General features: G+C 64.7%; 15 protein-coding genes. 5 read left to right on the plus strand and 10 right to left on the minus strand.

Annotated features, from left to right (window positions below; translation table 11 throughout):
- Nucleotides 1–245 precede the first annotated feature (245 nt).
- Together AC1DW2_RS18045 and AC1DW2_RS18050 are read right to left on the minus strand one after the other, a co-directional pair.
- Nucleotides 246–1,805 carry an acyl-CoA carboxylase subunit beta gene (locus tag AC1DW2_RS18045; RefSeq protein ID WP_477006800.1) on the minus strand — a complete coding sequence of 520 codons (1,560 nt, stop codon included), beginning with the start codon at nucleotides 1,803–1,805 and terminating at the stop codon, nucleotides 246–248.
- A complete protein-coding gene (locus AC1DW2_RS18050; protein WP_477006801.1) occupies nucleotides 1,735–2,709 on the minus strand; it encodes an IclR family transcriptional regulator in 975 nt (324 codons plus the stop codon). Before AC1DW2_RS18050 ends, AC1DW2_RS18045 begins: the two co-directional genes overlap by 71 nt.
- 94 nt (nucleotides 2,710–2,803) lie before the next feature.
- Between AC1DW2_RS18050 and AC1DW2_RS18055 the strand changes: the two genes are divergently transcribed.
- From AC1DW2_RS18055 to glsA, 4 genes are all read left to right on the plus strand, one after another.
- Nucleotides 2,804–3,025, plus strand: coding sequence for an acyl-CoA carboxylase biotin carboxyl carrier protein subunit (locus AC1DW2_RS18055; RefSeq protein ID WP_135214343.1), 222 nt, complete (start codon nucleotides 2,804–2,806; stop codon nucleotides 3,023–3,025).
- A gap of 167 nt (nucleotides 3,026–3,192) precedes the next feature.
- On the plus strand, nucleotides 3,193–4,356 hold the full coding sequence (locus AC1DW2_RS18060) for a TAXI family TRAP transporter solute-binding subunit (protein ID WP_477006802.1): 1,164 nt from the start codon (nucleotides 3,193–3,195) through the stop codon (nucleotides 4,354–4,356).
- Between the two features lie 42 nt (nucleotides 4,357–4,398).
- Nucleotides 4,399–6,597: a TRAP transporter permease gene (locus AC1DW2_RS18065; RefSeq protein ID WP_477006803.1), complete on the plus strand. Its 2,199-nt coding sequence runs from the start codon at nucleotides 4,399–4,401 to the stop codon at nucleotides 6,595–6,597.
- Nucleotides 6,598–6,618: 21 nt separating this feature from the next.
- On the plus strand, nucleotides 6,619–8,466 hold the full coding sequence (gene glsA, locus AC1DW2_RS18070) for a glutaminase A (protein WP_477006804.1): 1,848 nt from the start codon (nucleotides 6,619–6,621) through the stop codon (nucleotides 8,464–8,466).
- A 15-nt stretch (nucleotides 8,467–8,481) separates the two neighbouring features.
- On the opposite strand, the gene AC1DW2_RS18075 is transcribed toward glsA, so the two are convergent.
- The 5 genes from AC1DW2_RS18075 to AC1DW2_RS18095 all read right to left on the minus strand — a co-directional run bounded on the left by AC1DW2_RS18075 (nucleotide 8,482) and on the right by AC1DW2_RS18095 (nucleotide 14,716).
- Nucleotides 8,482–8,784, minus strand: coding sequence for a nucleoside triphosphate pyrophosphohydrolase family protein (locus AC1DW2_RS18075; RefSeq protein WP_477006805.1), 303 nt, complete (start codon nucleotides 8,782–8,784; stop codon nucleotides 8,482–8,484).
- A gap of 26 nt (nucleotides 8,785–8,810) precedes the next feature.
- On the minus strand, nucleotides 8,811–9,338 hold the full coding sequence (locus AC1DW2_RS18080) for a carboxymuconolactone decarboxylase family protein (protein ID WP_441268275.1): 528 nt from the start codon (nucleotides 9,336–9,338) through the stop codon (nucleotides 8,811–8,813).
- Between the two features lie 95 nt (nucleotides 9,339–9,433).
- Nucleotides 9,434–11,671 (minus strand): N,N-dimethylformamidase beta subunit family domain-containing protein, encoded by a 2,238-nt coding sequence (locus tag AC1DW2_RS18085; protein ID WP_477006806.1) that lies wholly within the window; start codon nucleotides 11,669–11,671, stop codon nucleotides 9,434–9,436.
- 13 nt (nucleotides 11,672–11,684) lie between these two features.
- The gene (locus tag AC1DW2_RS18090; RefSeq protein ID WP_477006807.1) at nucleotides 11,685–13,289 is read right to left on the minus strand and encodes an ABC transporter substrate-binding protein; all 1,605 of its coding nucleotides are present in this window, start codon (nucleotides 13,287–13,289) and stop codon (nucleotides 11,685–11,687) included.
- Nucleotides 13,290–13,309: 20 nt separating this feature from the next.
- Nucleotides 13,310–14,716 carry an aspartate aminotransferase family protein gene (locus AC1DW2_RS18095; protein WP_477006808.1) on the minus strand — a complete coding sequence of 469 codons (1,407 nt, stop codon included), beginning with the start codon at nucleotides 14,714–14,716 and terminating at the stop codon, nucleotides 13,310–13,312.
- 113 nt (nucleotides 14,717–14,829) lie between these two features.
- Between AC1DW2_RS18095 and AC1DW2_RS18100 the strand changes: the two genes are divergently transcribed.
- Nucleotides 14,830–15,585, plus strand: coding sequence for a FadR/GntR family transcriptional regulator (locus AC1DW2_RS18100; protein ID WP_208086263.1), 756 nt, complete (start codon nucleotides 14,830–14,832; stop codon nucleotides 15,583–15,585).
- A gap of 448 nt (nucleotides 15,586–16,033) precedes the next feature.
- On the opposite strand, the gene AC1DW2_RS18105 is transcribed toward AC1DW2_RS18100, so the two are convergent.
- From AC1DW2_RS18105 to AC1DW2_RS18115, 3 genes are read right to left on the minus strand one after another with little or no spacing between them, the layout of a single operon-like run.
- Nucleotides 16,034–16,393 (minus strand): Zn-ribbon domain-containing OB-fold protein, encoded by a 360-nt coding sequence (locus tag AC1DW2_RS18105; protein WP_038931970.1) that lies wholly within the window; start codon nucleotides 16,391–16,393, stop codon nucleotides 16,034–16,036.
- Nucleotides 16,390–17,526 carry a thiolase family protein gene (locus AC1DW2_RS18110; protein WP_477006809.1) on the minus strand — a complete coding sequence of 379 codons (1,137 nt, stop codon included), beginning with the start codon at nucleotides 17,524–17,526 and terminating at the stop codon, nucleotides 16,390–16,392. The genes AC1DW2_RS18105 and AC1DW2_RS18110 overlap by 4 nt, the downstream gene beginning before the upstream one ends.
- Entirely contained in the window at nucleotides 17,523–18,737 is a 1,215-nt protein-coding gene (locus AC1DW2_RS18115) for a CaiB/BaiF CoA transferase family protein (protein ID WP_477006810.1), read from the minus strand. Before AC1DW2_RS18115 ends, AC1DW2_RS18110 begins: the two co-directional genes overlap by 4 nt.
- Between the last annotated feature and the right edge of the window lie 57 nt (nucleotides 18,738–18,794).

Genomic DNA, 18,794 nt, shown 5'->3' on the forward strand with positions numbered 1-18,794 from the left:
CCAAACCGTAAAGAGAACCAGCGCGGCGGCGAGAGCCCCGATGCCGAAATACAGGTTCCTCATGCGCGTTTGAATGCACAGCGCCGGAAATGGTTCCACGCATCACGACTTGCACCGCGCCGCTCCACGAGGAGCGAAGCGACGAAGCAATCCAGACGGCCTCCGCGGGTAACGTCTAGATTGCTTCGCGGAGCCCGTCATCGGGACTTCGCTTCGCGCGCACGGTTGCTCGCAATGACCGCAACCTACGGTCTGATCGTCATGTTCTCCGGCGGCCCCGCCTTCCGCAGCGGCTCGGCCAGCCTCGCGAACTCGCACAGCAGCGACCGCGTCTTCCGGGGATCGACGATCTCCTCGACCCAGAATTTTTCGGCGGAGCGGAACGGCGAGCGCAGCTTGTTCAGCCGTTCCTGGATCTCGTTGAGCTTGCCCGCCTTGTCCTCGGCCGCATCGATGTCGGCGCGGTAGGCGGCTTCGATGCCGCCTTCGAGCGGCAGCGAGCCCCAATAGGCTGACGGCCAGGCGTAGCGGATCGAGAAGCGGTCGGCCGGCTGATGCACCACGCCGGCGACACCGAAGGCATTGCGCAGGATCACAGTGCACCAGGGCACGGTGGTCTGGTTGACCGCGGCCATGGCGCGGACGCCGTGGCGGATGGTGGCCGCCTTCTCGGCATCGAGGCCGATCATGAAGCCCGGGCAGTCCATAAGATAGACGATCGGCAGGTGGAAGGTTTCCGCGAAGTCGACCCAGCGCACCACCTTCTGGCACGCATCCGCGGTCCACGAGCCGCCATAGTGAAAGCTGTCGCTGGCAAGCACCATCACCGCCCTGCCCTCGAGCCGGGCGAGACCGACGATGATTGGCTTGCCGAAATTCTTGGCGACCTCGAAGAACGAGCCCTTGTCGACGACCTGCTCGACGATCGGCCGCATCTTGTAGACCTGCTTGCGGTTGCGCGGCACCGCATTCATCAGGGCTTCTTCGGTGCGCTCCGGATTGTCGGTGCAGGGCAAGGTCGGCGGCAGTTCGTAGACCGATGACGGCAGGTAAGAGAGGAAACGCCGCGCGCAGGCGAACGCCTCTTCTTCCGTATCGACGGCGTGATCGACCGCGCCGGCGCGGGTCTGGATGTCGGCACCGCCGAGCTCCTCCTTCGAGAGGTCCTGCCCGAGCGCCTTCACCACCGGCGGCCCCGCGACGAACATCGCGGACTTCCGGGTCATGATGGAATAGTGGCTGGCGGCAAGGCGCGCCGCGCCCAAGCCCGCGACCGAGCCGAGACCGAGCGCGACGACCGGCACGCGCGACAAATTCTCCGTCGTGAAGCGATACCAGCGCGTGCCGCCGATGCCGCCCGGCAGATTGGCCGCGCCCTTGGTCTCGATGGTCTTGACCGAGCCGCCACCGCCGGAGCCCTCGATGATGCGGACGATGGGCAGACGGAAGTCGTGCGCCATCTCCTCCGCCATCAACGGCTTGGCCGAGATCGACGCATCGGCCGAGCCGCCGCGGACGGTGAAATCGTCGCCGACCACGACGACCGTGCGGCCTTCGACGCGCGCGCGGCCGAACACGCAGTTCGCCGGCGTCAATTTCTGCAGCTCGCCGCTGGAATCGTACTCACCGATGCCGGAGACGGCACCGATCTCGTGAAAGCTGCCGCTGTCGATCAGTCTGTCGATACGCTCCCGAACAGTCAGTCGGCCCTGGTCATGCTGACGCTTGACCTTGTCAACGCCGCCCATCTCCCGCGCGAAGGCTTCGCGCCGGGCGAGCTCGTCGAGTTCCGGCTTCCAGTTCATTCACTCCCTCCGAATTGATCGGCTTGTTATTGTTATGCACGGCCATTGCGACCGGTTTGCGCGAGATGCKGTTGTTGAAGACATCACCTTCGGCGCCCTCCATCAGGCTTCCGAGCGAGCGGCCGAGCGCGACCATCAACGGCGCGACTTCCGCATGCAGACGTTGCTCGTCATACATCGACGACAACAGCCCGATCGTGATGACGACGAAGGTCTGGTATTGCGGCGACCAGATCGGCACCGCGAGGCCGTTGATGTGCGGGCTCCACAGGCCGCAGGCCGTGACATAACCGCGCTCGAGCAACGACTGCCTGTTGGCCTCGATGCGGGGCCGCAGGATCTTTGCAGCTTCGGGCGCTTCCCGTTCCATGTCCGTAATGAAGGCATCGCCGACTTCACGCGCTAGCGCCGCCGTGTAGGCCGCGCCCGCGGCCGTCGAGGCCATCGAGATGCGGCTGCCGGTGCCCTCGTGCAGGCCGAGCGCCGAGGCCGAGCGCGCGAACTGGAGATAGACCAGATGGAAGCGATCGGGGACGACGAAGCCGACAGTGCCTGGCAATTGCTCGGCGACTTCCTGGAGCCGCTGCCGGATCATGCTGCGCAGCTGCGCGCCCTTCATCATCGAGGCGCTCATCGCCACCGCGCTCGGGCCGATGCGATATTTCTGGTCGCGCGGCAGGTACACGAGTTGCCCCATCCGCGTCAGCGTGTGCGTGAGCCGCGACACCGTCGAGCGCGGCAGGCCGCAGCGATTTGAAATCTCGAGATTGCCGAGTCGGGCCTCATGGCCCTCGAAGCATCGCAACACGTCGAACGCGCGCGACACCACCTGGATGACATCACCCTCGCCGGCATCGCCAGCGAGCGCACCTTGCCTGCTTAACCGCTCCGATCGTCGTCCCATGTTCCCTACCGTTCGTTCCGCTCTGCGGAATTAAATTCCACTTGCAGACGACGCTACCTCAGGCATTTTGCAACGACAACAAAAAGGCGATGGCATGCCAGAAATTAAGATCGTCACGGAGGTCGCGGGTCGCATCTGCGCAACTCCCGTGCAAGTTGGAGGAACCGTTGCGGATGGCGATGACGTTGTAGTCGTCGAAGCCATGAAGATGGAGATACCTGTGCCCTCGCCCGCGAGCGGCACGATCAAATCGCTGCTGGTCAAGCTCGACGATGTCGTCGCCGAAGGACAGGCGATCGCGATCGTCGCGAACTGACTGCATTATCCGTGGCTTCCGCGACAATCTTTCTGCCTCATCGCCGCGTTCGCGGTACGGCGTTGCCATCGCCTGATCGCGATGACATGATCCGTTTCAAACAAAAAACTGTTTCAAACAAAGAATGAAACTCTTCGCGGCAAACGCGAGGATCATTGGAGGGAAACATGCTTCGTGGGCTGACCATGCTCGCGCCTGCCTTGGTTGCGGGCATTTCTTTTGCGTCTACAAGCTATGCAATCGCCGAAGACATCAAGCTGCCGGCGACATTGACGTTCACCGCCTATGACACCGGCACCGCCGGCTTCAACATCGCGGTCGGCGTCGGCAAGATGATGAAGGACAAATACGGCACCGATGTGCGCGTGCTGCCCGCAGGCAACGACGTCGCGCGGCTTGCACCATTGCGCGCCAAGCGCGCGGCGTCATCGGCGATGGGATCGGGTACCTATTTCGCGCAGGAAGGCGTGTTCGAGTTCGGCTCGAAGGAATGGGGCCCGCAGCCGCTCCAGATCATGCTCTCGAGCGTCGATTGCAATTGCGGTTCGCTTGGGGTCGCAGCCGATAGCGGCGTGAAAGATCTGAAAGACCTGAAAGGCAAGCGCGTCGGCTTCGTCGTCGGCTCGCCCGCGCTGAACCAGAACTCGCTCGCAGTGCTCGCCTTCGCAGGCCTGACACAGAAGGACGTCAAGGTCGTCGAGTTCGCGAGCTACGGCGCGATGTGGAAGGGCCTAATCAACAACGACACCGACGCCGCCTTCGGCACCACCATCACCGGCCCCGCCAAGGAAGCCGAGACCTCGCCGCGCGGTCTGGTCTGGCCGCCGCTGCCCGCCAAGGACAAGGAAGGCTGGGCGCGAATGCAGAAGGTCGGCTCGTTCTTCTTCCCGCAGACGGCAACTTGCGGCGCCGGCATCACACCGGACAAGCCGATCGAGCTCGGCAACTACCCCTATCCGATCTTCGTCGCCTATGCCTCGCAACCGGCCGATCAGATCTATGCGATGACCAAGTCGATGATCGTGAGCTATGACGCGTACAAGGACTCCGCGCCCGGCGCCGGCGGGTTGGCCGCCGACCGGCAGACCAAGAACTGGGTGGTGCCCGTGCATCCCGGCGCAGTGAAGGCCTTGAAAGAAGCCGGGCAATGGTCTGACGCGCAGGACGCCCACAACAACAAGCTGTTCAAGCGACAGGACGTGCTTGGTGCGGCGTGGGCGGATTACGGCAAGTCCAATCCGCCGTCGGACGAAAAGGCCTTCCTCGAGGGCTGGATGAAGGCGCGCGCCACGGCGCTGGCCAAGGCCGACATGCCGAACGGGTTTGACTGACCGTCAAGCTGCCTGCCGCAGAACTGTTTGAGGAGAGCGCCGATGTCAGAGACTGCGGCAGCGCCGGCGACGAAGGTTGAGTTCGCAGATCCGCATCTCGGCGCCGCCGCCGATCTGCAGGAAGCCGAGGTCACGCGCGTCCGTACGCTGAAGGGTGCGTGGCGCTGGGTGCTGATGACGGCCACCGCGGCCACCATTCTGTTGTGTGTGAACCAGCAATTCTCGCTGCGCTTTTTCATCGACTACACCCAGCTCAACACCGAATATTTCTACCTGCTGATCGCGCTGATGCTGCCGTTCACCTTCCTGATCTTTCCGGGGTCGGAGAAGGCTCCGCTCGACCGCATCCCCTGGTATGACCTGCTGCTGTTCGCGGCGACCTTCGGTTCGGCGATCTGGCTGATGCTCAACATCCGCAAGGCCGCGCAATTCGGCTGGGAGTTCGATGGCGCGCCTGCCAACGTCATCGCCGCCGGGCTGGTGATGTGGTTCGTGCTGATGGAGGCGCTGCGTCGGACCGGCGGCTGGAGCCTGCTGCTCAGCGTGCTGCCCTTCACGCTCTATCCGCTGTTTGCGGACTCTTCCTGGCTCGGGCCGTTCCGCGGCACGCAATCGACGCTGGCACAGACCACGTCCTATCACATGCTCTCCGGTGAGAGCCTGCTCGGCATTCCCATCCAGGCGTTTGCCGACACCGTGATCGGCTTCCTCGTCTTCGGCACCGCGCTGATGATGACGGGCGCGGGCAAATTCTTCATCAACATCGCCTTCGCGATGTGCGGCACCTTCCGCGGCGGCGCGGCAAAAGTCTGCGTGTTCGCCTCCGGCCTGCTCGGCACCGTCGGCGGCAGCATCGTCTCCAATGTTCTGACCGCCGGAACGATGACGATCCCCGCGATGAAGAAGACGGGGTTCACGCCGTCCTATTCCGGCGCGATCGAGGCCTGCGCCTCGACCGGCGCCGTGCTGGCGCCGCCGGTGCTGGGCGCCACCGCCTTCGTCATGGCGCAGTTCATGAACACCGGCTATGCCGACGTCGCGCTCGCCGCCACCATCCCCTCGATCCTCTATTATGTCGGCCTGTTCGCGCAGGTCGACGCCTATGCCGCCCGCCACAAGCTGAAGGGCCTGCCGCGCGCCGAGCTGCCGCGCTTCTGGGACGCTTTCAAGGAGGGCTGGTACTATCTCTTCGTGATCGTCGTGCTCGTGGTGATGCTGCTCTACTTCAAGCGCGAGAGCCACGCGCCGTTCTATGCCTCCGTGCTGCTCGTGATCCTGCATCAATGGTCCGGGCCGGCGCGCTGGAAGCACGGCAATACGCTGGTGCTCGCCGGTTCGATCGCGGCAACGGCTGCGATGTTCTGGTTCGGCGTGCTCAACGCCGCGCTGTGGGGCATGTGCCTGCTGGCCGCACTGAACGAATTCTTCCCCGGCAAGAACTGGGGCGGCGCGCGCTGGCTGCATTTCCTCGAACTCAACGGCAAGACCTTCGTCGAGCTGATCGCGATCCTCGCCGGCTGCGGCCTGCTGATCGGCGCCTTCTCGCTCACCGGCGTGATCTCGAGCCTCGCCAACGACCTGCTCAGCATCGCCGGCGGCGATGCCTTCCTGCTGCTGATCATGTGCGCCATCACCAGCCTGATCCTCGGGCTCGGGCTGACCACGACTTCCTGCTACATCTTCCTGGCCATTCTGGTGGCGCCGGCGCTGGAGAAGCTCGGGCTGAACAAGATGGCGGTGCACATGTTCATCTTCTACTGGGGCATGCTGTCCTCGATCACGCCGCCGGTGGCGATCGCCTCCTTCGCGGCGGCCGGCATCGCCGGTGCGCCCGCGATGAAGACGGGCTGGGAGAGCATGTGGGTCGGCAGCATCATCTATTTCATCCCGTTCTTCTTCGTGCTCAATCCGGCGCTGCTGCTTCAGGGCAGCAACCCGTATCTGGAGGCATTCGGGCTGACCGGACTTGCCTGCTTCGGCATCGTCTTCATCTGCGGCGGCATCCAGGGCTACCAGGCTTTTGTCGGCGACCTTCGCGGCGCCGGCCTGATGGAGTGGCCTTTGCGGGTGCTGCTGGTGATCGGCGGCTTCGTCGTGGCCACCCCCGGCGGCGGGATCATGCCGCTGTCGCAGATGCAGGTCACGCTGCTGGGTCTCGCGATCCTCGTGCCCACGGTCTTGATCGCCCTGCTGCTGGTCCGGCGGCAGGCCGTGGTGCCCGACGGGTTGCGCGTGCCCTGATTGCGTTGCACAACAGGGGCGATGACATCACTCTCGCCTCTCGCTTCCGCCTGGACCCGCTCGAAGCCGCCCTTGCTGCGGTTTCTGGGCAATTGTCTCAACGAATTCTCGGCCGAGACCTCCGGCGCCGTCGCCGACTACATCCCCGAGCTGAGCAAGGCCGACCCTGCCCATTTTGGCATCAGCCTCGCGACGCTGGACGGCCATGTCTACGAGGTCGGCGACAGCCGGGTGCCCTTCACCATCCAGTCGATGTCAAAGCCGTTCGTGTTCGCGCTGGCGCTGGACCTCCTGGGCGCCGGCCGCGTCGAGAGCGCGATCGGCGTCGAGCCCTCGGGCGATCCCTTCAACTCGATCCGGCTCAATTCCGAGAACCATCCGTTCAACCCGATGGTCAATGCCGGCGCGATCGCCTGTACCGGGCTGATCTATGACAGCAAGGGCGCGGACGCCTTCGAGCAGATCCGGCTCGCGCTCAGCCGCTTTGCGGGGCGCGATCTCGCCGTGGACGAGGCCGTTTACAGCTCGGAGAGCCAGACCGGCGACCGCAACCGCGCCATCGGCTACCTCCTCAAGACCAATGCGGTGATCTCGGACAATGTCGCCGGCGTGCTCGACGTCTATTTCCGGCAATGCGCGGTGCTGGTCACGGCGCGCGACATCGCGGTGATGGCGGCGACGCTCGCCAATCGCGGCGTCAATCCGGTCACGGGCGAGCAGGTGCTGACGCCCTACGCCATCTCGCGCACGCTGTCGGTGATGACGTCGTCGGGGATGTACGACTACGCCGGCGAGTGGATCTACCGGATCGGCATCCCCGCCAAGAGCGGCGTCGGCGGCGGCATCCTCGCGGCCCTTCCCGCCCGACTCGGGCTCGGCAGCTATTCGCCGAGGCTCGACAAGCATGGCAACAGCGTGCGCGGCATCAAGGTCTGCGAGGCGCTGTCCTCGCATTACGACCTGCACATGCTCAACCGCAGCGACGACGCCCGCAACGCCGTCATCGCCGATTACGACATCGGCAAGAGCCCGTCGCGGCGCGTGCGCCGGCCGCAGGAGCGCGAGATTCTGGCCGGGCATGAGCAGGAGGTGCGGGTCATCGAGCTGGTCGGCACGCTGTCGCTGTCGGCGGTGGACTATGTCTCGCGCAGGCTGGCCGGACAGGCCCGGCCGCAAATCGTGATCTTCGATCTCCACCGCGTCACCTCCACCACGCGCGCCGGGGCGCGGCTCGTTGCCGAGGCGTTCGAGGAGCTGGCAGCGCTGAACGTGACCGTCGTACTGTCGGGGATCAGGCGTGCGTCGAAGGAATGGGACAGCCTGCGGGAATGGACGGCGGAGCTGAAGAACGTCCGCGACTTCTATCTGCTCGACACCGCGATCGAATGGGCGGAAGACCAGATCGTCTACCGTTACGGCGGCTCGATCGATTTCCACGAGACCACGGAGCTTGCCGAACAGCCGCTGCTATCAGGCATGAGCGAGGAAGAGCTGACCGACCTCGCCTCGATCTGCACGATCCGGACCTTTCAATCCGGGGCAAAGATCATCACGACAGGCGACCCCGCCGATTTCCTGTTCTTCCTGCGCAGCGGCGCCGTACATGTCACCCTGCCCGACGGCGTGCGGCTGGCGACGCTGACCGCCGGCATGGCCTTTGGCGAGATGGCGCTGCTGGAGCCGACGCGTTCGGCCGATGTTTTCGCGGACATGGCAGCGACCGCATTCGAGGTGCCGCTGAAGGATTTCGAGCGCTTCCGCAAGCAGCACCCGCGCGCTTCCGAGCGCATCATGCGCAATCTGGCGCAGCTGCTCGCCGACCGCCTGATCGTCGCCAATGCCAAGGTCGACATTCTGACGTCGACGTGAGCGCGCTGATCCGGGTCAGCGGCTCGCGGCTTCGCTCAGCCGTCGCTTGACCTTGGCAGCGCTCGCCTTGAGCAATTCGGACGGCTGCTGGCCGGTCGCGGCGCACAGGCAAGCCCAGTAGTAGATGACGTCGCCGAGCTCATCGACGAGGCCCGCCTTGTCGAGCCAGTCATCGCGCAGCAGCTTCTTGATGTGGTCGGCGACCTCGCCGGATTCGCCGGCGAGGCCGAGCCCGAGATAGGACAGCCGCTCGTTGGATGGATGCTCATCGACTTTCGCAATGCTCGCGGCCCAGACCGCGTATTCATCGATCGTCATCGGCAGACCTCGCCACAGTTTTTGGATCAGCCCACCACTTCCGTGACAGGCTGGAGATCGATTTCAAAAGTCTCCAGAAATTTCGAGGTCATGATGTAGAAGCCGACCGAAAGCTGGAGCTCGACCAGCGCGGCCGGTGTCAGCTTCGATGCGATCGTCTTGAATGTCGCATCCGTCGGCTTCTTCAGCTTCACGATCTCGTCGGTGAAGGCGAGTGCGGCGCGCTGCACCTCGTTGAAGCAGGTCGCGGCCTGCCAGTTCTCCAGCGCTTCGTTCTGCTCGTCGGTGACGCCGACATTCTTGCCGATGCGCTTGTGCGCGACGATCTCATACGGCGCCTCGCACAAAATGCCGGTGCGGGTGATCGCGAGCTCGCGCACGATGGGATCGAGCTCGCCCTTGTGGCGGATGGCTCCGCCGAGCCGGCAGTATTGCTCAAAGTAGCTCGGCGAGTGCGCCATCATGCGGAAGATGTTGGCGTTGCGGTTCTTGTCGAGAATTTCGCGGGTGCGGTCGGACGCCTTGATCGGGTCGCTGTAGTTGATGCGGGCCATCAGTCACCTTGGGTCTTGATCTTGTTGTCGTTTTTTCGAGCAGAGGTCCCAAGAGTATTCTCGCACCGGCCCAAGAGCAACATCGTCGCGTGAGGTCATCCCCCTTGTGCGGGGGCCTTCGGCACCGGGAATGGCGTCGAATCGGCGAAGCGCCTGACGATGTTGGTCACCAGCAGGGCTGCCACGTTGTTGTAGCCGTCGACGGGCAACGCGCCGATGAAATTCATCGAGCCGACGGAGAACACCGCGCCGCCATTCGGTGTCTCGAAAAAGGTCAGGTCGGAGCGGATGATGTCCTCGCGCGATGCCGGCCAGGTATGGTCGTAGCGCTCTTCGTTGACGGGCTGATAGGTCGGATCAGTGAGGACTGCGCGGCCGACGATGATCGCATGATGCGGGGTGCCAAGGCGCGTGTCCGCCCGATCCAGCTCGTGACCCGCCGCGCCGCCGCCCATGAAGCCGCGCTCGCCAAGCTTGGCACCGGGCTTCGCCAGATCCTCGATCCCCTCGCGCATGAAGGCGACGCGGGAATCGAGAATGCCATCGAGGAAGGTGTAGGGGAAACCCATATACTCCCCTTGCGTGCTGAAGCCGACGCCGACCAGCGCCTGCGGCGGGCGGCCGAGCCGACGCCAGAGGCCGCCATAGGACCCGTCGAACGCGTGATAGCTCTCGCCGGGCAGCGTTTCCCAGAGCCGGATGCCGCCCTCGGCGCGGCGCAGCTCGAAAGCCCAGGTGCCTGTCGCATGCGGCACCACTTTCCAGTAGAAGCCGTTGCCGCCGAGATACATGAAGCGGCCGCCATTGCCGAGATAGGCGCCGAGCGCGTCGAGCGTCTCATGGGTGTGATATTCCGGATGCTGCCCGGTCAGAACCACAGAATATTTCGACAGCAGATCGACGCCTTCGGCATGGACGTCGTGATCGGTGATGACTTCGAAGTCGATACCCTTGCGGGTCAGCAGATCGGTGATGGCGCTGTCGGCGGAGATCCAGTAGAGGCCGGAACCGTAGTCGCTGGGATCGACCAGATGGATCTGGTTCACACGCTTGTCGATCAGCGGCCGGCGCATCGTCGACATCACCACGCCGCTGCCGTCAGAGTGGAAGTTGTAGGGCGAGACGCCGTACTCGGGATGGCCGTCCGGCGCCTGCGCCAGCGCGCCCCAGGCCAGCGAGCGCTCCGTGATCAGGGCTTGCCTGCCCTTCTTCTGATACTGGCTGTAAACCGTGTAACTGAAGGTCGGCGCGAGAAAAGCCACCTTGGCCTGCGATCCCGGTATCCGGGCGCGGACATAGAAGACGATGTTGTCGCGCGTGCCATCCTTTTCGAGATGCAGTGCGTAGACGCCGCTCTTCCAGTCCTCCGGCACGGTGAAGGTCAGCGACGGCTGCCAGCCGGAATCGCCGATATCGTCGTCGTGGAAATGGATCGCACCCCAGAGCTTGGGTTCTTCTGTCCAGCGATGCGTCACGCCGCCGGTCCAGCGCGACCCCGTCATCGCGCGCGTCGGCAAATTGATGCAGGTGCCGTGCGCCTTGGCAGCGCCGATATCGGTCGCGGAGTCGGTCGGAATGCCGATGGAAAAATCCCATTCGGCGATGGACGGAGCCGCCGTTCCAGAAGCCTGCGCGGCGATGATGCCGTCAAGGTCGGTGCTGCCATCGGTGATACGCGGCCGTTCGATCTTGCCGTTGAAATGGTGGACTACGCCCCGGCCTGCGCGCTCCGCCGCAATCGCCGCCGTCCCCGTGCCGGCCAACGCGGCCTTTGGCGCGCCCAGCGATTTCGTCGCGCGCTCGTCGCGATCGAGCCTGATCTTGCGCGGTGCCTGTGCGATCGCCAACGATCCGGTTGCCGGGTCGAACACGCACGCGATGTCGTGCCACGCCCGCTCAGTGAGCCCGACGCCGGTCTCGACCTCGATGGTGCCCCCGCCAGTCACGAGCCGGACGAAAGCGCCCGCCTTGCCGACGCCGAGCGTCATTGAGCCGCCTGCGCCGGCCCAATTCAGCACGGCCTGCTGGCCCGCGGCCAGCAAGGTCGGCCAGACAGTCGCGGCAAAGGCGATCGGGCCCGCCGGCAGCGTCAGCGCCGATACATCGACCCATGAGCCCTTGGCGATGGTCTGCTCGATGCCATCGTGCTGGCCTTCCAGGTCCCACTTGACCGGAATCTCGCGATAGCCTGGTCCCCTGGGATTCGGGTCGCCACAGATGATGCGGGCGATCCGCGCCGAATAGCGGCCGCCGCCCTTGATCGCAATCATGAAGTTGATGTCGTCGCCGGAGCGCACGCTCCAGCGGTCCGCATAACCGGTGATCGGAAGCATCGAAAATCCCTCTTCAGGCGCCGCGCACGTTCCAGAACAACGGCAGGCCCTTGAGCATGCCCGTCAGGCTCTTCTTGTAAGCCGTCGGCTGATAGAAGACACCAAGCGGAACATAGGGAACATCGATGAAGCACTGCTTCTGCATCTCGACGCCAATCTTCGTCTGCGTGGCGGCATCGGGCGCGGCGAACCAGGCATCCCGGAGCTGCTCCAGCTTCTCGCTCTTTGCCCAGCCGAAGGTCGCCTTGTCACCGCTGCCGCGGATGAAGTTATGCGCCGAGGGGTTCAGCTGCGTGACGCCCGCAGAATATGTGCAGAAGGCGCTATATCCGCCCTTGTCCGGTGTCTCGCGGTTGCCCATGCGCCGCAGCATCGAGCCCCAATCCATCGCCGCGTAGTCGACATTGAAACCGAGCTTGCGGAACAGATCGGCCGCGACTTCGCTCATCTGCCCGATGACAGGGAAATCGCCCGGCGCCATCAGCAGCACTTTCTCGCCTTTGTAGCCGGCGTCCTTGATGGCCTTAGCCGCGGCGGCGATATCCCGGGGGCCGTTCAGCGCGTCCATGCCGGCATCGTTCGCCATGATGCCGCCGGGCGCGAAGAAGCCGACCTTGTCGCGCCAGAGACTGGTGTCGTCGCCCGCAACCGCGGACATGAATTCCTTCTGGCTGATGGCGGAGAGCACCGCGCGGCGGATGGCCGGGTTGTCGAACGGCGGCTGCGTATGGTTGAAGCGCAGCACGCCGACATTGCCGATGGGGTCGAGCAGTTCGACAGTCAGCGTCTTGTTGCCCTTCAGCTTCGGCAACAGGTCGACGATGGGCTGATCCCACCAGTCGATCTCCCCCTGCTGAAGCGCAGCCGCGGCCGTCGCGGGGTCCGGGATGACCTGCCACTCGACCCGGTCGAAATGCGCGATCTTCGGACCGGCGAGCAGGCTCGGCGTCCCCTCGGGGCGCGGCACGTAGCCATCGAAACGCGTATACACCAGGCGCGCGCCGGGCACGTGCTGATCGGCCTGGAATTTGAACGGACCGGAACCGATCAGCTCCTTGACCGGCGTGACGCTGTCGGTCTGCGCAAGACGTTCCGGCATGATGAAGGCGATGATGGCACCGACCTTGCCGAGCGCTTCCGGCAACAGCGGAAACGGTGACTTCAGACGCCAGCGCACGGTCTTGTCGTCAGGCGCCGAGAGTTCGTCCACCAAATTGAAGAGCGAATTGCCGAAGGCATCGCGCGCGGCCCAACGTTTCAGGCTCGCCACCACATCGCGCCCGCGTACGGGCTCTCCGTCGTGGAATTTCAAGCCGTCGCGCAACGTCATCGTCCAGAGCTTGCCGTCGTTCTCGATGGTATGGCCAGCGACCATCTGCGGCTGAACCTGGAATTTCTCATCGACGCCGTAGAGCGTGTCCCAGATCAGGAAGCCATGGTTGCGGTTGACGAGGCCGGTCGTGATCATCGGATCGAGGATAGCCGCATCGGCCTGCGGCACGAAGCGCAGCACGCGCGAACCTTGCGCGCGGGCCAGCCGCGGCATCGCAAGACTAGAGCCCAGGGCGACGCCGAGACCGGCGCCCAGTGTGGATCGGAGCAGGTCTCGACGGCGCATGCTATGGTCTCCTCAAGGGGTTACGCAGATGGACGTGTCTCGGCAAGCTTGGCCTCGGCGCTGAGCAAGGTCCGCGCGAACAGGTCGAGCGCCTCGTCAACTCCGGCTTCGTCGATGATCAGCGGCGGACAGAACCCGATCGTGTCGCCCATCGCGCGGATGATCAGGCCATTCTCGATTGCGAGCGCATCGAACATCGCGCCGACCTTCAGCGCGGGATCGAAGGCCTGCCGCGTCGCGGGGTCCGCGACCAGCTCGACCCCGATCATCAGTCCCTCGCCCCTCACCTGGCCGACGATGCGCGAATCCCGCGCGATCCGCTCCAGTCCGGCGCGGAGCCTTGAGCCCATGCGGCGGACGTGCGGCACCACATCCATCTCGTGATAGATCTTCAGCGTTTCGAGCGCGATCGCCGCGCCAACCGGGTGCCCGGAATTGGTGAAACCGTGGCCGAACAGCTCGCCGCCCTTGTTCATCTCGCTGAGCGCGTCGCGGATCGGACGGCCCAGCAACACGGCCGACATCGGGAAATAGGACGAGGTGATGCCCTTGGCGAGCGCCACCATGTCCGGCTTCATGCCGACCGTCTGGCAGCCGAACCAATTGCCGGTGCGACCGAAGCCGCAGACCACCTCGTCACCAAGCACCAGGATGTCGTGACGGCGCAGCACCGCCTCGATCCTCGCGAAATATCCCTTCGGCGGCACGACGATGCCGCCGCCGGCGTTGATCGGCTCGGCGATGAAGGCTGCGATCGTATCGGGTCCCTCGGCCATGATCAGTGCTTCGAGATCGGCTGCGAGCCGGCCGACAAACGCCGCCTCGCTCTCACCGGGCCTCGTGCCGCGATAGGCATCCGGGCAATGCGTGTGCAGGAAGCCTTCGAGCGGAAGACCGAATTCGCGGTGCATGCGGGGCAGACCGCACATCGAAGCAGCAACGATCGTCGAGCCATGGAACCCGCGATCGCGGGCGATGATCTTGCGCTTTCCGGGCTTGCCGTGAACCGCGTGATACACCCAGGCGAGCTTCACCATTGTCTCGGTGGCTTCCGAGCCTGACGTTGCGAAATAGGCCTGAGCATCCGGGATCGGCGAGATCTCGACCAGCTTCTCGGCGAGGTCGATCGTGGTGTCCGGCGTCTTGTGATTGAAGCTGTGATAGAAGCCGAATTTGTCGTAGGCCGCCGCTGCTGCCGCTTTCAGGCGCGTCTCGGAAAAGCCGAGCGAGGTACACCAGAGCCCGGCCATCGCTTCCAGATAACGCTTGCCGTTCGCGTCAAAGACATGGACGCCCTCGCCGCGTGCCATGATCAGCGGTCCGATTTCTGCATGTCGCTGGGGGTTGGTCTGCGAGTGCAGATGGAACGCGATGTCACGCGCCTCGGCTGAATTCGGCTTGCTGTCGAACACGCGCGCAGCCTCCATCGTCCCACCGACAGAGCATTCCCAACCCCGGTCGCGCGAAACTGGTCAGTCCAAATTGGTCTGACCAGACTTGGCTTTCGAGCGGCAGCTTGTCAAACTCAAAAAAAGGACTGATGAGCACGAAGATGTTGCACGATCCCCCGTCCAAGCCTGAACGCAGCTTCGAGATCGTTGCCCGGCGCATTGCTGCGATGATCCAGGCGAGTTACCGGATCGGCCAGCGCCTGCCGGCAGAGCGCGATCTCGCGAAGACGTTTGGCGTGTCGAGGCCGACGGTGCGCGAGGCCATCCTGTCGCTGGCAATGGCCGGCATGCTGAAGGTGCGCAGTAACAGCGGCGTCTATGTGATCAGTCGTCAGGAGGCACCTGACGTGCACGTGCTCGAAGGTTTTGGGCCATTCGAGAACCTGGAGGCGCGCCAGCTGATCGAACCGCAGATCGCGGCGATCGCGGCGCAGCGCGGCTCCGAGGCCGCCTTCGCGCAGCTCGCCGAAGCGCTCGCGATGATGCGCTGGGAGCATGCGCAGGGACGCGAGGCCGACACGTCCGACCACCGCTTCCACATGGTGCTGGCCGAGGCGACCGGGAACGGCGCGCTGGTGTCGATCAGCGACTCGCTGTGGCGCGCACAGACCGAGTCCGGCATCTGGCAGGAGATTCACAACCACATGCAGATGGAGGACTACCGGCCCATGTGGCGCAGGGATCACGAGGCCATCTTCGAAGCCGTTCAAGCGAGGAACCCGCGCAAGGCGAGCCACGCCATGACGCGTCACCTCACCAACATCAGGGATGCGCTGATGGAGGCTTCGAAGGCCAAATCGATGGCCACAAAGAAACCCGCGAATTCTCGCGGGAAAATCCGATGATTTGTCGCGATTGAAGAAAGTTGCCGCAAACCCTGTGCTGCGCGACCGCAACAGCAACATCATCGAGTCAAAATGCCGCCGCATTGCTGATCGACCTTGGCACAGTCGATATTCGCCGTGTGGGGACAAATCACGGTGAATACTCGCAAGGGGTGTTCCGAGTAAAAACAATTGACCGTCGGGTGCGCAGTGCGCGCAACGATGAGTCACGCCCAAGTCTAGGGAGAATAGGCATGAAGGAAGCCACCAAGGGGGCGGCCTCGGGAGCGCTCGCGCATATGCTGGCGGTGACGGCGATGCTCGTCATCGCCAGCATCTTGTTCTACGGGCGTTAGCAAAAGAGTTGCGTAGAGTGTTTTCGTCATTCCGGGGTGGCTCTCGCACAAGCCAGGCCCAGAATCCCGTTCCAGGCTCGGTCCCTTGGACCGCCCCCGAATGACGAATCCTACTATTTCCTTTTGCTGAAAAACGGCACGAGCTTGCCGGCGAACGTCGGGAAGCTCGCGGTGACCTCATCGCCGATAGCTAGATTCGTCTCGCCGTGCGCCATCATGCGAAATCCCTCGGCGCAATCGACCAGCAGGATGTTGTAGGGCACGTGCGCCCGGGTCTCGGGCGTGGCGGCGCGGCAGACCAGCGAAGTCGCATAGACCCTGCCCTTGCCGCTGGCGCGCGCGTCGCGCGGATCGGGCGCGCCGCAGGCCGCGCAGAAGGCGCGATGGAAATACTGCACATGGCCGCATGCGCCGCAGGTCTGAAAGGTGATGGCCTGCTCACCCTTGGTCCAGTCCGCGATTCGCTCGCTCATCGCACGCGCTCCAGAAACATGCTCACGTGGGACGACAGCACGCCGCCATCACCGTGCAGCAGCGCGATCGAGGCGTCGCGCACCTGGCGATTCGCAGCCCGCCCCGTCATCTGCAAATGTGCCTCGACCAGATGCGCCATGGCGCCGCCGACGCCGCAATGGCCATAGCTGAGCAGGCCGCCATGGGTGTTGAGCGGCATCGCGCCGTCGCGGCTGAAACGGCCGGCGCGCACGTGGGCTGCGGCCTCGCCGCGGCCGGCAAGGCCGAGGTCTTCCAGCAGCATAGAGAGCGTGATCGTGAAACTGTCGTAGATCGCGGCGTAGCGCACATCGGAGATCGCAAGGCCGGTGGCCTCCTTGGCGCGGGCAATCGAGATTTCAGCACCGAGCTCGCTGAGCGCGGGCGCGGCCGTCACGTGCTGATGGGTATGCGCCTGGGCGCAGCCGCGGATGCGCACGCCGGCCTCGCCGGTCCGCTCACGGCTGATGACGAAAGCCGCGCCGCCGTCCGACACCGGGCAGCAGTCCAGCAGCTTGAGCGGCATCGCCACCGGCTTGGACGCCATGACATCGGCGACCGTGATGGGATCGTGGAATTGTGCGCCGGGATGGGTGCAGGCATGCGCGCGCATCAGCACGGCGAATTCGGCGAGGTCCTCTTCCGTCACGCCGTATTCGTGCATGTAGCGGGTGGCGACCAGGCCGTAATAGGCGGGAATGGTCGGGCCGAGCGGCACCTCGTAGTCGGGATGACCGACCTGCGCCAGCGCCTGGATCGAAGCGTCGCGGCTCTGCCCGGTGAGCCGGTTCTCACCGGCGACGACGAGGACGTTGCGCGCGACACCCGCCTCGACGAGGTGATGGGCCAGCATCGTCATCGCGAGACCAGTGGCGCCGCCGACCTGCACGGCATGCGCGTAGGACGGGCGGATGCCAAAATGCTCGGCGAAGACGGTCGCCAGCATGATGTGCGGCGACACGGTGGAGTAGCCGCAGAGGATGCCGTCGATGTCCGAACGCTTCAGCCCGGCATCGTCGAGCGCGGCTTGCGCGGCCCGGCTCATCAGGTCGAGCGAGGACGAGCCTTCGTGCTTGCCGTAGGGTGTGAGGCCGACGCCGGTGATGAAGCTCATGGTGCCCCTCCCTGCTCCGGCGGTGAGCGCGTGACACCGTCGCGCACCATGGCGGCGATCTCGTCCGGGGAGTAGCCGACCTCACGCAGAATCTCCGCGCCGTGCTCGTTGAGCCGCGGCGCGAGTCGCACCGGCTCCGCCTCGGTCTCCGACCAGGTCGCCGTCACCTTCATGCTGCGGATCGGGCCTTCGGTCGGATGGTTCACGACCGGGAAGAAGCCGGTGGCTTCCAGATGCTCGTCGTGCAGGATCGACGCGAGGTCGTGCATCGGCATCACAGGCACGTCGGCCTTGGTCAGCAAATCGATCCATTCGGCCGTGGTGCGCGTCTCGAAGATGCGCGCGAGCTCGGCATAGACGACGTCGATATTGGCGGCACGGCCGGCGAAGGTCGCGAATTTGGGGTCGGCGCGCAGATCGTCGCGGCTCGTTGCCTTGAAGAAGTTCTCCCACTGCTTGTCGTTGTAGACGATGACGCTGAGATAGCCGTCCGAGGTCTTGTAGGGCCGGCGGTCGCGCGAGAGGTGGCGGGCGTAGCCGCCCTTGTCGAGCGGCGGCTCGTAGGTGAGCCCGCCCATGTGGTCGCCCATGACGAAGCCGGCCATGGTCTCGAACATCGGGATGTCGACGCGCTGGCCGCGGCCGGTGCGATCCCGATGCACGAGGCTGGCGCAGATCGCGCCGACCGCAGTGAGACCGACGATGCGGTCGACCAGCGCGTTGGGCACATAGCGCGGCACGCCGTCACCGGTCTGCGCCATCAAGGCGGGGAGCGCGGTCGCGCCCGGGATCAAATCGTCATAGGCGGGCTTTGCCGCATAAGGACCGTCCTGGCCGAAGCCGAACACGCCGGCGTAGACGAGACGCGGGTTGATTGCGGAGACAACGTCGTAGCCGAGCTGAAGCCGCGCCATCGCCTGCGGGCGGACATTGTAGACGAGAACGTCGGCGTCCTTCAGCAGCCGCAGCACGGCATCGCGGCCGGCGGGCTTCTTCAGGTCGAGACAGATCGAGCGCTTGCTGCGGTTGGTGTTGAGGTACACCGGGCCCATGCCGGCATGGCGCATCGGGCCGATCAGGCGAGTGACGTCGCCGTCGAGCGATTCCACCTTGATCACGTCGGCACCGTAATCGCCGAGCATCTGGGTCGCATAGGGACCCATCAGCACGGTGGTCATATCCACGACCTTGATGCCCTTCAGCGGCCCCATCCATTCGCTCCCGATTGCGCGGGCTCAACCTCGCCCTGCGATTTCGGTCCAGCTAAG

Source organism: Bradyrhizobium sp. P3_C3 (assembly GCF_056402655.1).